Origin of the sequence: Campylobacter sputorum subsp. sputorum (assembly GCF_008245005.1) — a bacterium.
Taxonomy (GTDB): Bacteria; Campylobacterota; Campylobacteria; order Campylobacterales; family Campylobacteraceae; genus Campylobacter_F; species Campylobacter_F sputorum.
Genome location: NZ_CP043427.1, coordinates 418259 through 435708, shown reverse-complemented (window position 1 = coordinate 435708; position 17450 = coordinate 418259). Strand labels below are relative to the sequence as shown.

11 protein-coding genes and 1 pseudogene are annotated in these 17450 nt (G+C 30.6%); 3 read left to right on the top strand and 9 right to left on the bottom strand.

All coding sequences use genetic code 11. The features are described from left to right. Nucleotides 1-112: 112 nt before the first annotated feature. Genes CSPT_RS02130 through CSPT_RS02120 form a run of 3 tightly spaced genes read left to right on the top strand, consistent with a single transcriptional unit; the run spans nt 113 to nt 3211 of the window. Nucleotides 113-1792 (top strand): methyl-accepting chemotaxis protein, encoded by a 1680-nt coding sequence (locus CSPT_RS02130; RefSeq protein ID WP_089182090.1) that lies wholly within the window; start codon nt 113-115, stop codon nt 1790-1792. Between the two features lie 38 nt (nt 1793-1830). Beyond that, nucleotides 1831-2391 (top strand): CheB methylesterase domain-containing protein, encoded by a 561-nt coding sequence (locus tag CSPT_RS02125; RefSeq protein WP_089182089.1) that lies wholly within the window; start codon nt 1831-1833, stop codon nt 2389-2391. Beyond that, nucleotides 2381-3211, top strand: coding sequence for a CheR family methyltransferase (locus tag CSPT_RS02120; RefSeq protein WP_089182088.1), 831 nt, complete (start codon nt 2381-2383; stop codon nt 3209-3211). The genes CSPT_RS02125 and CSPT_RS02120 overlap by 11 nt, the downstream gene beginning before the upstream one ends. 2 nt (nt 3212-3213) lie before the next feature. Here the strand turns inward: CSPT_RS02120 and CSPT_RS02115 are convergent, their stop codons facing one another. The 9 genes and pseudogenes from CSPT_RS02115 to CSPT_RS02075 form a co-directional block, all read right to left on the bottom strand. Further along, nucleotides 3214-4410 carry an MFS transporter gene (locus tag CSPT_RS02115; RefSeq protein WP_089182087.1) on the bottom strand — a complete coding sequence of 399 codons (1197 nt, stop codon included), beginning with the start codon at nt 4408-4410 and terminating at the stop codon, nt 3214-3216. Nucleotides 4411-4431: 21 nt separating this feature from the next. After that, nucleotides 4432-4830: a copper resistance protein NlpE gene (locus CSPT_RS02110; RefSeq protein ID WP_089182086.1), complete on the bottom strand. Its 399-nt coding sequence runs from the start codon at nt 4828-4830 to the stop codon at nt 4432-4434. Between the two features lie 271 nt (nt 4831-5101). Beyond that, nucleotides 5102-5503 (bottom strand): annotated as a pseudogene (locus CSPT_RS09450) (methyl-accepting chemotaxis protein); the annotation flags it as partial. Nucleotides 5504-6896: 1393 nt separating this feature from the next. Next, a complete protein-coding gene (gene nifJ, locus CSPT_RS02100; protein ID WP_089182084.1) occupies nt 6897-10448 on the bottom strand; it encodes a pyruvate:ferredoxin (flavodoxin) oxidoreductase in 3552 nt (1183 codons plus the stop codon). 124 nt (nt 10449-10572) lie between these two features. Further along, entirely contained in the window at nt 10573-11217 is a 645-nt protein-coding gene (locus CSPT_RS02095; protein ID WP_089183294.1) for an HAD family hydrolase, read from the bottom strand. A gap of 48 nt (nt 11218-11265) precedes the next feature. Then, a complete protein-coding gene (locus tag CSPT_RS02090) occupies nt 11266-12303 on the bottom strand; it encodes an OmpA family protein (RefSeq protein WP_089182083.1) in 1038 nt (345 codons plus the stop codon). Nucleotides 12304-12398: 95 nt separating this feature from the next. Beyond that, the gene (gene carB, locus CSPT_RS02085; RefSeq protein ID WP_089182082.1) at nt 12399-15665 is read right to left on the bottom strand and encodes a carbamoyl-phosphate synthase large subunit; all 3267 of its coding nucleotides are present in this window, start codon (nt 15663-15665) and stop codon (nt 12399-12401) included. Next, the gene (gene mreC, locus CSPT_RS02080) at nt 15665-16417 is read right to left on the bottom strand and encodes a rod shape-determining protein MreC (protein ID WP_089182081.1); all 753 of its coding nucleotides are present in this window, start codon (nt 16415-16417) and stop codon (nt 15665-15667) included. The genes carB and mreC overlap by 1 nt, the downstream gene beginning before the upstream one ends. Beyond that, on the bottom strand, nt 16407-17444 hold the full coding sequence (locus CSPT_RS02075; RefSeq protein WP_089182080.1) for a rod shape-determining protein: 1038 nt from the start codon (nt 17442-17444) through the stop codon (nt 16407-16409). Before CSPT_RS02075 ends, mreC begins: the two co-directional genes overlap by 11 nt. Nucleotides 17445-17450: the final 6 nt, after the last annotated feature.

The following is a 17450-nucleotide window of genomic DNA, read 5'->3' as shown; positions in this document are numbered from 1 at the left end:
TTAGTATTTATATAAAATAAATATTTTATAACAAATATTTATTTTAGAAATATTTGTTATAATTACTTTTAAATTAAAAATTATTAAATTAAAAAGAGTAGAGGAGTTAAAGATGAAAATATCTTTAAAAATAGCTATAGCTATAATCTCATCATTATTGTTTTTATTTGCAGCACTTATTTTTGAAAAAATAAGCGTGGATAATAAAATCATAAAATTTACAGAACAACAAGTAAGAAATTCCATTGCTCAAGAAAAACAAGCTGGTATAATGCAACAGCTAGATTCTGTAAAAACAATTGCGGAATCCATAGCTGAAGTTTACATAGAAGCTGAGGAGCCTATAGAAGAAACCAAACAAGATATTTTAGCATATATCAGTAGTGCTAGATACGGTGTTAATAAAAATGGAACTTTTATAGTATTAGATGCAAAAGGAACAACTATCGTAAATCCAAATCACCCAGATTTAATCGGTAAAAATATGATTGAAAACACTGATGATAATGGAGTTAAATTTAATCAAGAAATTTTTAGTAATATTGAAAATAGAAATTTCTATGTTAAAATAACTATCGATGGGCAAGAATATATGCAGTCTGGAATGAAAATTTCCATAGCAGATGCTCAGTGGATAATAATGGCTAGAGCACCAATTACAGCGACAAAACAAAATATAGAAAAATTTTTAAATTTATTAGAAGAAAATAACAATTCAAGTGCCAAAACATTTATAAGCATAGCAATAGTTATAATTATTATTTCTATAATTGCTGCTTTAATATATGCAAAAATTTCTATAATAACGCCTCTTAATAAGTTAATACATAGAGCACAAAATCTATCAAGCGGAGATGGGGATCTTACCGTAAAATTAGATGATAGCGGAAAAGATGAGATAGCTATGGCAAGCAAAGCTATAAATACGTTTATAGAAAAAGTTAGAAAACTTATAAGTGACGCCAAAAACCTCTCAAGCGAAAATTCATCAATCGCAAACGAACTTAGCTCATCTTCACTTCAAACAGGAAAAAGAGTTGAAGATTCAACAGCTATAGTTTCAAAAGTAAGTAGCAACTGCAGTGATATAAACTCAAACATGAAAGATTCTATAGAAGAAGCAAAAACAGGTAAGAAAAATCTTCAAGAAGCAATTACTTATGTAAATGAAGCAAATAAAGCTATGATAAATTTAAATGCCAAAATATCTACTAGTGCTCAAACAGAAAGCGAAATGGCTAATAAAATAAATCAACTTGCAAAAGAAGCAGATCAAGTAAAAGAGGTTTTAGATGTTATAAACGAGATAGCAGATCAAACAAACCTACTTGCATTGAATGCTGCAATAGAAGCTGCACGTGCAGGAGAACATGGTAGAGGATTTGCTGTTGTTGCTGATGAAGTTAGAAACTTAGCGGAAAAAACTCAATCAAGCTTAGTTGAGATAAATGCCACTATAAACATTATAGTTCAATCAATAAATGATTCAAGCGAACAGATGAATATCAATGCAAAAGAGATAAATAACCTTACAAATGTAGCCTCAGAAGTTGAAGAGACTATAAAGGATATGAATAAGGTTATAGGTAATGCTATAAAGATTTCAGATGCTACAGTTGATGATTATATAGATACAGGCAAAAGCATAAATACTATAGTAAAAGATATAGAAGAGATAAATTTAATCTCTAAAGAAAATGCAAGAAGTGTTGAAGAAATAGCTGGGGCTGCAGAACATCTAAATAAAATGACAGATCAGCTAAATGCAAAATTAGGTGAATTTAGAACTTGATTTTAGATGTGGGCTTTAATTAATCTAAGTGAAGATTTATGCTTAGAAATAAACTTGTTTTAATAGGTGCTTCAACAGGCGGTCCAGGGCATTTAAAAAAACTTTTATGCGACATAAAGATAAATAGTAACATAATAGTTATAGCCCAACATATGGATAGTATGTTTATACCATCTTTTTGCAATCAACTAGCAAAAGAGTGTCATATAAATGTAGAATGTATAGAAAATAAAATAAAGCTGGAAAATAAATTTTATATATGCAAACATAACACCCAAATATCAAAAGATTTGATAGCTTCTGTTCATAGTGACATTAAAGCACCATACTCTCCAAATGTAGATATGCTTTTTTCCTCTGCTGCAAATTTATGCGAAAATATAGAAATTATGGCGATACTTCTTACAGGAATTGGCGATGATGGAGCAAGTGGTCTTTTAAAACTTTATGAAAATAGAGCAAAATGTATAGCAGAAAATGAAGAAAGTGCGATTATTTTTGGTATGCCAAAAAGAGCCAAAGAAATTAATCCAAACTTAAAAACTATGAACTTAAATGATATAAGAAAAGAATTAGAAAGGTTTTTATATGTTTTTTAGAAGAAAGAAAAAAGAAGAATCAAATTTACAAGAAACAAATAAGAAAGATTTAATCATAGATACTAGGAATTTTGATAAATTTATAAGCATTATTCAAGATATATGCGGCGCTGATTTAAAACCAAAATATAATACCATATTTGAAAGACTTGAAATTTTTGCTAAAAATAGACAAATACCTAGTTTTGATAAGATTATAGATTTGATGAAGACAGATTCAAATTTAAAACAAGATATATTAAATCTCATAACGGTAAATGAAACATATTTTTATAGAGAATTACCGCAGCTAAAAGAAGTTATAAACTACGCAAAAACACTTAATAATCCTAAAATACTTTGTGCACCATGTTCAAGCGGCGATGAAGTTTATTCTTTATGTATGTTAGCTGTTGAAAATAATCTTAGAAATGTTAGCTTACTTGGGATAGATATAAACTCAGAGGCGATAAATGAGTGTATAGAAGGAAGATACAACGAAAGGCACCTACACAGATTAAACAGTGAACAAAAAAATAAATTTTTCATAAATAAAAACGGCATGTTTGAAATCAAAAAAAATATTTTGCCCAAATATGAATTTAAAATAGTAAATATATTTGATGATGAGATGCTAAAAATAGGAACTTTTGACATTATTCTTTCAAGAAATATGATGATATATTTCGATGATGAATTCAAACTAAAATGCGTTAAAATTCTACATAAATTACTTAATCAAAATGGAAGACTTTATGCAGGTCATGCAGATCTCATACCAGATACAGAAATTTATCAAAAAGTATATGAAAGCGGAGTTTCTTACTATAAAAAAATATAAATTTATTTTATAGTATAAAATTTATTTACCAAATAATAATAAATTCCACCTATAAAAAATATGCTTCCCATTATTATAGTTATAGTTTGCAAACTAAATGAAGCTTTAAACATAAATCCAACAAACATCGAAAACATAGCACTTACTAACAAAATTACCATATCATTATAAGCTATTACTCTACCATAAAATTGCTCATCGCAATTTCTTTGAACAAGAGTATAAGTATAACTCCAAAGAGTAGATGTAAAAAATCCAGCAGTCAGTAATCCAATAAAGCCTAGATAAAAATTAAACTGCAAAAAAGCCCATATAATTATCCCAATTCCTTGACCAAAATACATATACATGATTGTTTTATTGTTTGTAAATTTGCTTAGCAATGTTGGACCCATTATCAAAGATAATGCTCTTATGGCATTCATAAATCCTATTATAAGCGGTATTGATAGGATATGTGCATACTCATAATCAGCAAGCAAAGCTATAAGAGCTTCGTATGAAGTAATACCAACAAAACTATGAAGTAGTATAAGATGCATAATGAGTTTGTTATTTTTTATATAAATAATGCCATTTTTAAACATTATAAATACTGGCTTTATAACTGTTGTATCTACACTAGGCAAGACAAGTTTATACAAAAAATAAAAACTTATTATGTATAAAACAATATCAAGCATAAAAGCACTTTTTACACCAAAAAAATATATGTAAACACCAGCACCAGCCATACCGGCTGTATAACAACCTGCCCATATAATAGAGTGAATTTCGTTTGCTAATTTTAATGTCTGATTTTTTAAAATTTTAGGAAGTATGCTCATTTCTACTTGAAAATATATTCCGCCAACACCCATTCTAACAAATATAATTACAAGAAGCAACCAAAGCATATCAAGAGAATCTATAAAAAGCAACATAATTATAGTGATAGTTTCTATAATCATCATAGTAACAAGCATAGGTTTTGGACTAAATTTATCAACTAAAATACCGCTAAATGGGGCTAAGATAACACATGGTATATATGCCATAGCAGCACATAACGAAATAGCCCAAATAGGAGCATTTAAATTTATAAGCATAGTAAAGATGCCTGTGTGAGAAAACCAGGCACCAAAATAACACACAATCTGAACAGCACACAGAAGTCTAAAATTTCTGTGTGTTCTTAAAAGAGCCAAATATTTTTTCATAAAAAATATTTATAAAATTTATTATTTCCTATATGGTTTAAATATATAGAATTTTTCAAGAGGTCCTGTTGTTAATTTTTTATCAGAATCCAACATTCTTAAATTTTGTCCATCAATTTTGTAGTAATTTTTTTCTTTAAATTCATTGGTTGTGGTAATAATGTCATTTTCTATACTATAAGTTCCTTTATCTGTAAATTTTCCATCTTTTTCACCCAAATAATTACTTTGTAAAACATAAGTATTATCATTTTTTAATGTTAAATTTTGCTCTATTCCACTACAACTAGCGCAAGGTAGTGTTGCAGTATAAGAGCCATAAATTTGACCCGCACTTTTTTCAACATTTTGACTACTCAAAGAGCAACCAAACAGCATAGCAGAGCATATAGCCGCAAACATAAAATTTTTTATATTCATATATAACCTTTTAATAAATTTATGAATGTAAATTATACTACCAAAAGCATTAATTACTGATAAACAAAAACAAAGTATTTAAAATGCAGTTTATTTCCAAATTTCAAATTCTAAAATTCTATATGTCATATTTATCACAACCATAAGTGAAACTAGAGTAGCTGGAGTTGATTTTGAAAAATTGTATAAGAAATTAAAAAAAGCTTTTAGTGATTTAAATTTAGTATAAACACTTAGATGTTAGAGTTTTCTCTAACATCTAAATTTATAATTAAAACTTATTCTTCCTTACACTATCAACTATATCTTTAGACATAGTATCAAGTTCTTTTGTGATAGTAAATGTATTATTAGCAATATTAACATTTTCTTTTGTTAAAGCATCTACATCAGCTACAGAGTTATTTATCATAGATATTGCTTCAGTTTGTTCTCTAATACTTTCACTCATCTCATTTATTGATTGAGTTAAAACATTTACATTAGCTTCTATTTCAGTTAATGACTTACCAGTTTTTTCTGCTAGTTTTCTAACTTCATCAGCAACAACAGCAAATCCTCTTCCTGCTTCTCCAGCTCTTGCTGCTTCTATAGCAGCATTAAGTGCTAGAAGGTTAGTTTGCTCTGATATATCTTTTATAATAGTTATAACATTTTTAATCTCTTCACTTTGAGCTATAACTTCTGTTGTTTTTTGATTAATTGAGTTCATTGAACTACTCATCTCTTCAACAGCAGCTGCACTTTCTTCAAGTGAACTAGCTTGTTTTTTAGCTGAAGCTGTTATTTGATCTACTGCTTTAGATAATAGATCTGATTTTTGTTGTAAGCTTTCTGCTTGAGATAGATTTTGTTTAAGCATATTTGATATTTCATTGCCTAGATTATTAACATTCTTAGACATAATTCCATTATCATTTAATTTAGCTGTGAAATCTTTATTTGCATAAGAGTTTAATAAATCTAATAAATCATGTGCATTTGAAGCAATTCTTTCTTTTAATACAACTTGAAGTTCTTTAAATGTATTTTTTAGTTCATTTAAAGCAGGATTACTACTATTTGCTTCAAATGATGCTAAGAAGTCTCCTTCTTTTATCTTATCTACAAATGTATCAGCTTGCTTGATAAATATCTCTTCATCAGATAAATTCTTTTTAGTTTTTTCTATGTTTTCATTAATAGCTTTTGCCATAGCTCCAAATTCATCTTTAGTTTTTACATTTATTGTATTAGCATCTTTTGTTTCGTGATTGATAAATTTAAATACATTGTTTAGACCTGATTGGATGGTATTTATAGTTTTTTCCAAATATCTTTCTGATATATATAGTAAAATAGCTGTTACTATAAAAATAAAAGATAAGCATATTCCTATATAAAAAGATATATTGTGTTGATTTTTGGTAAATTCAACCTTTTGTATTTCGCTTTTTTTATTTAAATCTTTAACAAGATTACCTAATTTATCTTTATAATCTCTCCATAATTTTGTATTTGATTTGATATCATTTATTTCTATTGGACTATTTAACTTTCTTTTTTCTAAAAGCTTTGATACATCATCTACAAATTGTTTATATTCAACCTCAAAGTTATTTTCTATCTTAATATCTTGGTTAAGTTTGATTAAATTTTGAAGTGCTTTTTCTAAATTTTGAAGTGCTTTTTCATCCTTAAAATCTATGTAAATATTTCTAAGTGCTTGTTCTATTTGCAATCCTTCTGAATAGGAATTTTGAATCAAATCTTTTTGTTTTGAAGCAGAATTCAAATGCAAAAATTTATGTTGATTTTGAGATAGCATATATTCTGTTAAAATAAAGCAAAGTATAAGTTGTCCAAGTATTATTGTTGCAATAAGTATAGTTTTTGCTTTTATTGATTTCATTTTTAATCCCTTAATATAAAATAGTCACAAGATTATACCCTATCCCCTCCTTGTTGTCAATAAATTTATATATAAAAATAGTAAATTATATAATTTCGTAATGATTTTGTAATTTTTAAAAGCTATTAAAAAGAATGTTTTTATTTTTAAGAGAGCAAAAGCTCTCTTAAACTTATTAAATTTCGTTGCTAAAATCTGCTTCAGATAAACGTTTTAGTTGTCTATATCTTCTCTTTGCATCTTGAAGATTTTTTTCTAGAAGTTCTTCAGCATGTTCCGGATTTAACTTGCTAAGTGCGTTATATCTTACCTCTGATAATAAGAAATTTTTATATGAATCCCACTCAGGTTCTTTTGCTGATAGTTTTAAAGGATTTTTTCCTTCTTTTGCTAATCTTGGATCAAAAGTGTAAGTAGGCCAATAACCACATTTTGTAGCAAGTTCAGCTTGATTTCCGCTATGGCTCAAACCACCTTTTATACCATGAGCTATACAAGGAGAATAGCATATAATCAGACTTGGTCCATCATAATCTTCGGCTTCTATGATAGCTTTTATAGTTTGAGCTTGTGAAGCATTTGAGTTTATTTGAGCAACAAAAATATTGCCATAGGTCATAGCGATTTGACCAAGATCTTTTTTCTGAACCGCTTTTCCGCTAGATGTAAATTGTGCAATAGATCCAGATCTTGATGATTTTGAGCTTTGACCGCCAGTATTTGAATAAACTTCGGTATCTAAAACCAAAATATTTACATTTTCTCCACTTGCTAAAACATGGTCAAGTCCACCATATCCAATATCATAAGCCCAACCATCTCCACCAAATATCCATTGAGATTTTTTAGCAAGATAGTGTTTAAGCTCTAAAAGTTCTTCAACGCCTTGTATATTTTTATTTTGCTCTAAAATAGGAATTAATCTATCTCGTACTTCAAGAGATTTTGAAGAAGATTGTTTGTTTTCTATCCAATCTTTATAAAGAGCACTTAGAGAATTTGGTGCTTTATCTATTGTATCTAGCATAATATTTTCTATTCTATGGCGTATAGTCTCAGTTGCTATTTTCATACCTAAACCAAACTCTGCATTATCCTCAAACAAAGAGTTACCCCAAGCAACACCATTTCCATCTTTATTTTTGCGATAAGGCATAGATGGAGCAGAACCGCCATATATTGAACTACATCCAGTCGCATTTGCAACTATCATTCTATCGCCAAATAATCTTGTTACTAGTGTTATATAAGGAGTTTCTCCACACCCTGGACATGCACCATGAAATTCAAAATATGGCTCTGCAAATCCAACACCTTTTACATTTTCTTTGCCTGTTAAATCATCTTTATAAGTTACATTTTTAAATAGATAATCAGCATTTTCTTGTTCGCCTTTTTCTATTTGATCTTCAAGAGGAACCATAACAAGTGATTTTTCTTTACTTGGACAATTTTGAGCACAAAGTTCACAACCAGTACAATCAAGTGGGCTAACTTGAATTTTGTATTTATAATCTTTGATATCTTTACCTTTTGCATCTATTGCATGCTCTTTTACGCCGTTAGGAGCAGATGCCATCTCTTTATCATCAACCAAAAATGCTCTTATAACAGCGTGTGGGCAAACAAACACACATTGATTACATTGAATACAATTTTCTTCTATCCATTTTGGAACCATTACACCAACACCGCGTTTTTCATACTGTGTTGTTCCAGCTTCAAAGCTTCCATCTTCGTGTCCTAAAAATGCAGAAACTGGTAAGCTATCGCCTCTGGCAGCGTTCATAGGCTTAACTATATTTTCTACAAAATCACTTCCTATATACTTATCTGTTTGTGCAACTTGCTTGTCATCTAAATTTGCCCAAGCTGGATCAACTGTAACTTTTATTAATTTGTCAGCACCGTTTTCTATGGCTTTATAGTTCATTTCTACTATCTTATCACCTTTTTTGCCATAGGTTTTCTTAGCAAATTCTTTCATCAATCTTTGAGCATCTTCAAAAGGTATAATATCTGTAAGTTTAAAAAACGCTGATTGCATAATTGTATTTGTGCGGTTTCCAAGACCTATATCATGAGCTAATTTTGTAGCATTTAGTATATAAAAATTAACATTTCTTTGAGCTAAAATTTTCTTAACTTTGTTAGGAATTTTTTCAACTGTTTCTTTCTCATCCCAAATAGAGTTAAGTAAAAATGTTCCATTTTCTCTTATACCATCAATAACGTCGTAAATTTCAAGATACGCGGCAACAGAACATGCAACAAAATGAGGATTTGAAACAAGGTAAGTTGAACGAATAGGTTTTTTACCAAATCTTAAGTGACTTCTTGTATAACCACCTGATTTTTTACTATCATATGCAAAATATGCTTGAGCATAAAGATCTGTATTATCGCCAATAATTTTAATAGAGTTTTTATTTGCACCAACTGTTCCATCAGCACCAAGTCCATAAAATAAACACTCTTTTGCTTCCTGATCTCCAAGTGAAATTTTAGCTCCAACCTCTAAAGAAAGATGAGTAACATCATCATTTATACCAACTGTAAAGCCATTTTTAGGATTGTTTGATTTTAAATTTTCATAAACTGCGATTATTTGTGCAGGATCAACATCTTTTGAGCTAAGTCCGTATCTTCCTCCTATTATCAAAGGAGCGTTTTCTTTGCCATAAAATGCAGCTTTTATATCTAAATATAATGGCTCTCCCAAACTTCCCGGTTCTTTTGTTCTATCTAAAACAGATATTTTTTTAACGCTTTTTGGCATAACATCAAATAGATATTTTACGCTAAATGGTCTATATAAATGAACTTTGATAAGACCAACTTTTTCACCTTTTTCCATAAGATAATCTACAACTTCTTCTATAGCTTGATTTACAGATCCCATTGCAACTATTATGTGTTCAGCTTCTGGATGACCATAATAATTAAATGGTTTATAATCTCTACCGGTAATTTTTGAAATTTCTTTTAAATATTCAGCAACAATGTCTGGAAGTGCGTCATAATATCTATTTGGAAGCTCTCTTGTTTGGAAATAGATATCATCATTTTGAGCTGTTCCTCTTGTTTTTGGATGCTCTGGATTTAATGAGTTATGTCTAAATTCTTTTATAGCCTCATAATCAAGAAGTTTATCAAACTCTGCATAATCCATAACTTCTACTTTTTGTATCTCGTGGCTTGTTCTAAATCCATCAAAGAAATGCAAAAATGGAACTTTTCCTTTTATAGCAGCTAAGTGGGCAACACCACCTATATCCATAACCTCTTGAACGCTATCACTTGCAAGCATAGCAAAACCAGTTTGTCTACATGCATAAATATCTTGGTGATCTCCAAAAATAGATAAAGCTTGAGACGCTAAAGATCTAGCTGCAACATGTATAACACCAGGTAAGAGTTGTCCTGCTATTTTATACATATTTGGTATTTTAAGAAGCAATCCTTGTGAAGCAGTATAAGTTGTTGTTAATGCACCAACTTGCAAACTTCCATGAACACTTCCTGCAGCCCCTGCTTCGCTTTGCATCTCTATAACTTTAACTGGCATACCAAAAAGATTTTTTTTGCCTTGAGCTGCCCACATATCAACATGATCAGCCATTGGAGAACTTGGAGTTATCGGATAAATTCCAGCAACTTCTGTAAACGCATAAGAAACATAAGCAGCAGCTTCGTTTCCATCCATAGTTTTCATAATTTTACTCATTATGTGACTCCTTAATAAATTAATTATAAATCAATAATAATTAGCTTGATTATACTAAAAAATTATTAAAAAAACACAATATTTAAAAATTATACTAAAAAATTATTATAATACTAAAAATAAGTTAGTCTTCTTTTGTAAATAAAACAGCATCAATTGGCAAATCATAACAGTAATCACAATATTTATAAAGCTCATCTTTGCTACCATAACCACATGTAAGACCTATAGAAATTACATTTGCAGCTTTTGCAGCTTTTGCATCAAGGATAGTATCGCCTATCATATACACTTTATTTGTTTTTAAATTTATAGCGTTGATTGCCTTTAGTATAGGTTCTGAATCAGGCTTTGGGTTAATAACATCATCTCTGCCAATGACTACATCAAAATATTTATCAATCTCAAGATGTTTAAGTAATATTTTAGAATATAGTGAAGTTTTTGTAGTAACAATACCTAGTTTTGCAAATGAACTAGCAAGTTCTACAGCTTGTCTTGCACTATCTATAAGAGAAGTTTTTTCTAAATAAATATTTTTATACTCTTCTTTGTATGAATGTATATATTTATGAATTTCATTTATTGGAGCACCTAATCTTTCAAACATTATATCAAGAGGATATCCTATTAATGAATTTAAATGCACATAGTCAAGTTTTAACAAATCTCCGTTGTCTTTAAAAGCTTTTGTAAAACCATCATGTATAGCACCTATGGAATCTATTAAAGTTCCATCCATATCAAAAAGTATAATTTTATTATTCATATAAAAAGTAGTGTGTAGCACAAATGTGCTACACGAAAAATAAGTTAATTATTTTGTTTGTATAAATCTGAATTTAGCATCAGTGCGTCTATTTTGAGCACGACCTGCTTTTGTTGCGTTATCTGCAATTGGTTTTGTCTCGCCATAAGCTTCTGTAGAAATTCTGTTCTTGTCGATGCCAAGATCAACCAAAGCTTTAGCAACCGCATCAGCTCTTCTTTGTGATAACTTCATGTTATACTCAGCAGCACCTGTACTATCAGTATGTCCTTCAAGAATAACTTTATAATCAGGCTTATCATTTAATGTATTAGCTACTTCTTTGATTTTTTCCATATAAGCAGGAGTTATTTTTGAGCTATCAAATGCAAAGTTTATATCCATAGTAAGACGAATAACTTTTTCGCAACCATATTCATCAACAACTACACCTGCTGGAGTACCAGGGCATCTATCAACATCATTTGGAACACCATCATTATCATCATCTAATACCGGAGTTGGCTCTACAACTGGAGCTGGAGCTACTACAGCTGCTGGAGCTGCTTTAGGAGCTCTTTCGCCAAAGTTAGCAGCAAAACCTAGTGTATAGAACATATTGTGATTTGCATGCTCAAATGTTATAGCATCTCTTACTTCTGTTTTTAGTGCAAAATTATCTGTTATGAAATATTTAAGACCTAAACCGTATTGACCAAATCCACCATCATCTATATCAGCAAATTCGCCACCACCAAATTCTGTTCTATAATCTTCATATCCAGCACCAAGTAAACCATAAACTTTGAAATTATCACTAAAGCTGTAAATATCTTTAACAACATTAACAAAATATCTCATAACATCAGTATCGCCAGCATTTTTAACACTAACATCTGATGAGCGATCTAAACCTATTTCAATTTGATTAATCCAAGCATCTTCAAGGTTTTTAGCAATTCTTAAACCATAAGTAAAGTGGTTTTGTGTACCTATATTACCTTCACTTAAAACTCCGCCTACTGTTGGGGTAAATTCCCAATGATAATCTGCGTCACTAGCAAATAAAGCTGTAGCAACAGTTAATGCAATAGCAATTTTCTTCATAAATCTTTCCTTTCTCTTTTTGAATTAAAAAGCTAGATGTTATTTTAACACTTTTTTTTAAAAAAGTCTATATAAATTATAAATAAAATACTAACTTATATCTTTTTATTTAACCATTCTTGCAAGCTTTTAACCTCATAAGCGCTTCCATCTTGCAAACTAAGTATAGAATTAGCAGCAGCTTTTGCGGCACGCATGGTTGTAAAATATGGTATTTTAAATCTTAAAACAGATTGTCTAATTTTAGCAGCATCGCTTGTTACAGATTTAGAATCGCTTGTATTTATAACCAAAGAGATATCTCCATTTTTCAACCTATCTTCTATATTTGGCCTACCTTCACTTATTTTGTAAACAAATTCACACTCAACACCAGCATCATTTAAACATTTATAAGTACCGCTTGTTGCTATTATTTTAAAACCTAAATTTATAAACTTTTTTGCTAAATTTATAGCTTCTGGTTTATCATTATCAGTTAGTGTTAAAAATACACTTCCGCTTGTAGGCAAAATATTGCCAGCAGCAATTTGAGATTTTATAAAGCTTTTTTGAAAATTTGAGCTAATTCCCATAACTTCGCCAGTACTTTTCATCTCAGGACCCAAAATAAGATCACTTCCGCTAAGTTTATTAAATGGAAAAACAGATTCTTTTACACAAGTATGATTTTTAATCTTTGGTTTTAGTATGCCATTTTCGCTAAATAATACACCAAATTTATCATAAAATTTAAGCGCCTCTTTTAAATTTCCTTGCCACATAACTCTTGAAGCAACTTTTGCCATAGGAATTCCAGTAGCTTTACTTACAAAAGGCACCGTTCTACTAGCTCTAGGATTTACTTCTATTATATATAGTTCGTTTTCATAAATGGCAAATTGTATATTCATAAGACCTACAACGCCTAATGATAAAGCTATTTTTTTAGTTTGTTCTTCTATAGTATTTATCATCTCATCACTAAGATTCATTGGCGGTAAAATACTAGCACTATCGCCACTATGAATTCCAGCTTCTTCTATATGCTCCATTATCGCACCGATATAAACATCAATGCCATCACTTATCGCATCAACATCAAGCTCTAGTGCATCTTGTAAGAACTTATCTATCAAAACAGGAGAATGATTACTTACACTTACAGCTTCATCCATATATGTAAGCAACTCTTCTTCATTATAAACCCTTCTCATAGCTCTACCGCCAAGCACATAGCTTGGTCTAACTAACACAGGATAACCTATCTTAGATGCTTTTAATATAGCCTCTTTTTGAGATGTTGCAGTATCATTATCTGGTTGTTTGACGCCTATATCCTTTATAAACTCACTAAATTTCTTTCTATCTTCTGCTATATCTATAACCCTGGCACTTGTTCCTATGATTTTAGCCCCAATTGCATGTAAGCGTTTTGAAAATTTAAGTGGAGTTTGCCCTCCAAAATGAACTATAACTCCATCTGGTTTTTCTCTTTGTATAACATTTCTTAAATGCTCAAAATCAATTGGCTCAAAATATAAAATATCGCTTGTATCATAATCTGTACTAACTGTTTCTGGATTACAGTTATACATAATGGTTTTAATACCCATATCTTTAAGTGCATAACTTGCATGCACGCAACAATAATCAAACTCTATTCCTTGACCTATTCTATTTGGCCCACCACCAATGATAAGGACTTTTTTATCACAGCTACCCACTTTTAATTTTGGTAAATTTGGAGTAATGCTTGTTGATGAGTATAGATATGGTGTTAAAGCTTTAAACTCGCCGGCACAAGTATCAACTTCACTATATTCTATATCTATATTTTGGTTACTTCTAACATAGTAAATATCATTTTGAGTAAGCTCTAAATCATCTTTTAAATTTATAAGATAAGCTATCATTTTATCACTAAAGCCATATGTTTTTGCTTTTCTTAAAAGAGTAGGATTGTTTAAGATATCCATATCTATACACTTTTCAAATTGAACTATTTCATAAATTTGAGTTAAAAACCATTTATCTATTTTTGTGTATTCATAAACATCTTCTATATCAAAACCATCTCTATAAGCTTGTGCAACATACAAAATTCTCTCTTCATGGGCATTTCTAAGACCATAAATAAGGTCATTTTTGTTTAAATTTATATGATTAAATCCAAAATATCCTCTTTCCATACTACAAAGGGATTTTTGAATACTCTCTTTAAAAGTTCTTCCAATAGCCATAACTTCACCAACTGACTTCATTGCAGTTCCAAGATAAGGATTTGAACCTGGGAATTTTTCAAATGTAAAACGAGGTATCTTAGTAACAATATAATCAATAACTGGCTCAAAACTAGCTGCAGTTCCGGTAATATCGTTTTTTATCTCATCAAGAGTAAAGCCTACTGCAAGCATTGTAGCAACTTTAGCTATAGGATATCCAGTTGCTTTACTAGCAAGTGCTGATGATCTAGAAACTCTGGGATTCATTTCAATTACGGTCATTCTGCCATTTTTTGGATTTATAGCAAATTGCACATTGCTTCCACCAGTATCAACGCCTATTTCTCTTAAAATTGCAAAACTTGCATCACGCATATTTTGATACTCTTTATCTGTTAGAGTTAAAGCTGGGGCAACAGTTATACTATCTCCGGTATGAACACCCATTGGATCAAAATTTTCTATGGAGCAAACTATGATACAATTATCATTTTTATCTCTGATAACCTCCATTTCGTATTCTTTCCAACCAAGCAAACTCTCTTCGATTAAAATTTCATGTATAGGGCTTGCATCAAGACCAGCATTTGCGAGCTCTTTAAATTCGTCAATATTATAAGCAACGCCGCTTCCTCCGCCACCCAGAGTATAACTGGCTCTTATAATAAGCGGGAAACCGATATCATTTGCTACGCTTATAGCCTCTTCATATGTATATGCGTAATTACTCTTTGGCAAATCCATGCCTATTTTTATCATAGCTTTTTTAAAAGCTACTCTATCTTCGCCTTTTTTTATAGCTTCTGGATTTGCTCCAAGAAATTTAACATTTTCAAGAAGATTGTTTTCATAAAGTTCCATAGCAGCATTTAACGCAACTTGTCCGCCCATTGTAGGCAAAATCGCGTCAATATTTTCTTTTTTTATAATCCTAGAAATGCTTTCTTTTGTAATTGGCTCTATATATGTAGCGTCAGCAAAATCCGGATCTGTCATAATAGTAGCAGGATTTGAGTTTATAAGAACAACTCTATATCCTAGCTCCTTTAGAGTTTTTACGGCCTGAGTTCCGCTATAATCAAATTCACAAGCTTGACCTATAACGATAGGTCCGCTACCTATAAGTAAAATATTTTTTATATCTGTTCTTTTTGGCATTAATTCTCCTTATTTACTACATATAGATATGATGGAACAGAAATTTCTATATAAGGCTTAACTACAACGCTTTTATACAAATCTCCCTCTATTACTTTTTCAACTTTTCCAACCGGAACTCCACTAAAAAATATACCATCAAGCCCGCTTGTAAATACCTCATCACCAACATTTGGATTAAGCCATTGAGGTATAAAATTTACAACTATATTTTTAAAATTTCCAGATGCAACACCTGGGATTTTATTTGCTCCAACATAAACAGAAAAAATACTTTTTGGATCATATTGCAAAAGTCCCATCGGCAACTTATCTTTTGAAACAACTATTCCAGCAGTTTTTCCTTGATAAATAAGTCCATAAATTTTACTATCATTATAGTCATTAAACTCTAGCCAAATTTTATTATAATCACCGATAGAAACATACCCCAAAGCTTTAACTAGCTTGATATCTGGAGCATAAATGCTTGAGTTTTTATCCACTAAAATAGAATTTAATTTATCTGCAAATGTAGAGAGTAAATTTGCAGCTTTTTCAAGTTCTTTGTTTTGTTCCATCAAGCTTTTTATCTCGTTAGCTTGTCTAAAGTGTCTGTTTATGCTATTTTTTATATATGTTAAACCATTATAATATATATTTACAAAAAAATTATTTGTATCAACGACTAATTCTCTTGCATTTTCACTTCTATAAAGTGATATTGCAATGAAAATTAGTATTAAAAATATAAGTTTAAATTTATTCTTCATTTATAAGCTGCTGCAAAAGACTTATCTCTTCAAGAACTTTCCCAGTTCCTTTTGCAACCGCTAAAAGTGGTTCATCTGCTACATATACAGGAAGTTTTACAATATCTGCTAAATATTTATCAAGTCCTCTAATAAGTGCTCCACCGCCCGTTAAAACAACACCATTTTCTACTATATCACCAGCTAAATCAGGTGGCATCATCTCAAGAACTGTTTTTAAGGCATCTGCTATCTCTTTTAATGGCTCACGCATAGCCTCTCTTACATCTTCGCTAGTTAGCTCAACTCTACTTAATAAGCCACTTATCTGATCTCTACCTTTTATACCCATAGATAACTCTTTTGGGAGTTGTATGGCTGAGCCTATTTTTATTTTAATCTCTTCGCCAGTTCTTTCGCCTATTAAAAGATTGTATTTTTCTTTTACATAGTTAACTATGCTTGAGTCTATCTTATCTCCGGCTGTTCTTATAGATTTACTTATAACTAAACCACCAAGCGATACAACGCCTATTTCAGTTGTTCCGCCGCCTATATCAACTATCAAACTACCTTGCGGCTCTCTTACTGGAAGTCCTGCACCAATGGCAGCAGCCATAGGCTCTTCTATCAAAAACACTTCTCTAGCACCAGCGCTTAGTGCGCTTTCTCTAACAGCTTTTCTCTCAACCTGAGTAAGCCCATAAGGAATAGATATTATAATTCTTGGTCTTAAAAAACTTTTTCTTTTATGCGTTTTTTCTATAAAATAACGAATCATCTTTTCAGTCATATCAAAGTCAGCTATAACGCCATCTCTCATAGGACGAATTGCCTCTATGTCTCCAGGGGTTTTGCCAACCATTTCTTTTGCCTCATGACCTACTGCTAAAATTTTTTGTTTTCCGTATTTTTCAAATTGAACTGCAACAACAGATGGCTCATCTATAATTATACCTTTATCTTTTACTAAAACAAGCGTATTTGCTGTTCCTAAATCGATTCCCATATCACTAGAAAAAAATCCAATAAATTGATCTAAAATCATTCCTTA

Bases quoted from the DNA above. Each gene is read 5' to 3' on its own strand.
- CSPT_RS02115 (WP_089182087.1), bottom strand. From the start codon at position 4,410: ATGAAAAAATATTTGGCTCTTTTAAGAACACACAGAAATTTTAGACTT.
- CSPT_RS02125 (WP_089182089.1), top strand. From the start codon at position 1,831: ATGCTTAGAAATAAACTTGTTTTAATAGGTGCTTCAACAGGCGGTCCA.
- CSPT_RS02110 (WP_089182086.1), bottom strand. From the start codon at position 4,830: ATGAATATAAAAAATTTTATGTTTGCGGCTATATGCTCTGCTATGCTG.
- nifJ (WP_089182084.1), bottom strand. From the start codon at position 10,448: ATGAGTAAAATTATGAAAACTATGGATGGAAACGAAGCTGCTGCTTAT.
- CSPT_RS02095 (WP_089183294.1), bottom strand. From the start codon at position 11,217: ATGAATAATAAAATTATACTTTTTGATATGGATGGAACTTTAATAGAT.
- mreC (WP_089182081.1), bottom strand. From the start codon at position 16,417: ATGAAGAATAAATTTAAACTTATATTTTTAATACTAATTTTCATTGCA.
- CSPT_RS02075 (WP_089182080.1), bottom strand. From the start codon at position 17,444: ATGATTTTAGATCAATTTATTGGATTTTTTTCTAGTGATATGGGAATC.
- CSPT_RS02090 (WP_089182083.1), bottom strand. From the start codon at position 12,303: ATGAAGAAAATTGCTATTGCATTAACTGTTGCTACAGCTTTATTTGCT.
- CSPT_RS02120 (WP_089182088.1), top strand. From the start codon at position 2,381: ATGTTTTTTAGAAGAAAGAAAAAAGAAGAATCAAATTTACAAGAAACA.
- CSPT_RS02130 (WP_089182090.1), top strand. From the start codon at position 113: ATGAAAATATCTTTAAAAATAGCTATAGCTATAATCTCATCATTATTG.
- carB (WP_089182082.1), bottom strand. From the start codon at position 15,665: ATGCCAAAAAGAACAGATATAAAAAATATTTTACTTATAGGTAGCGGA.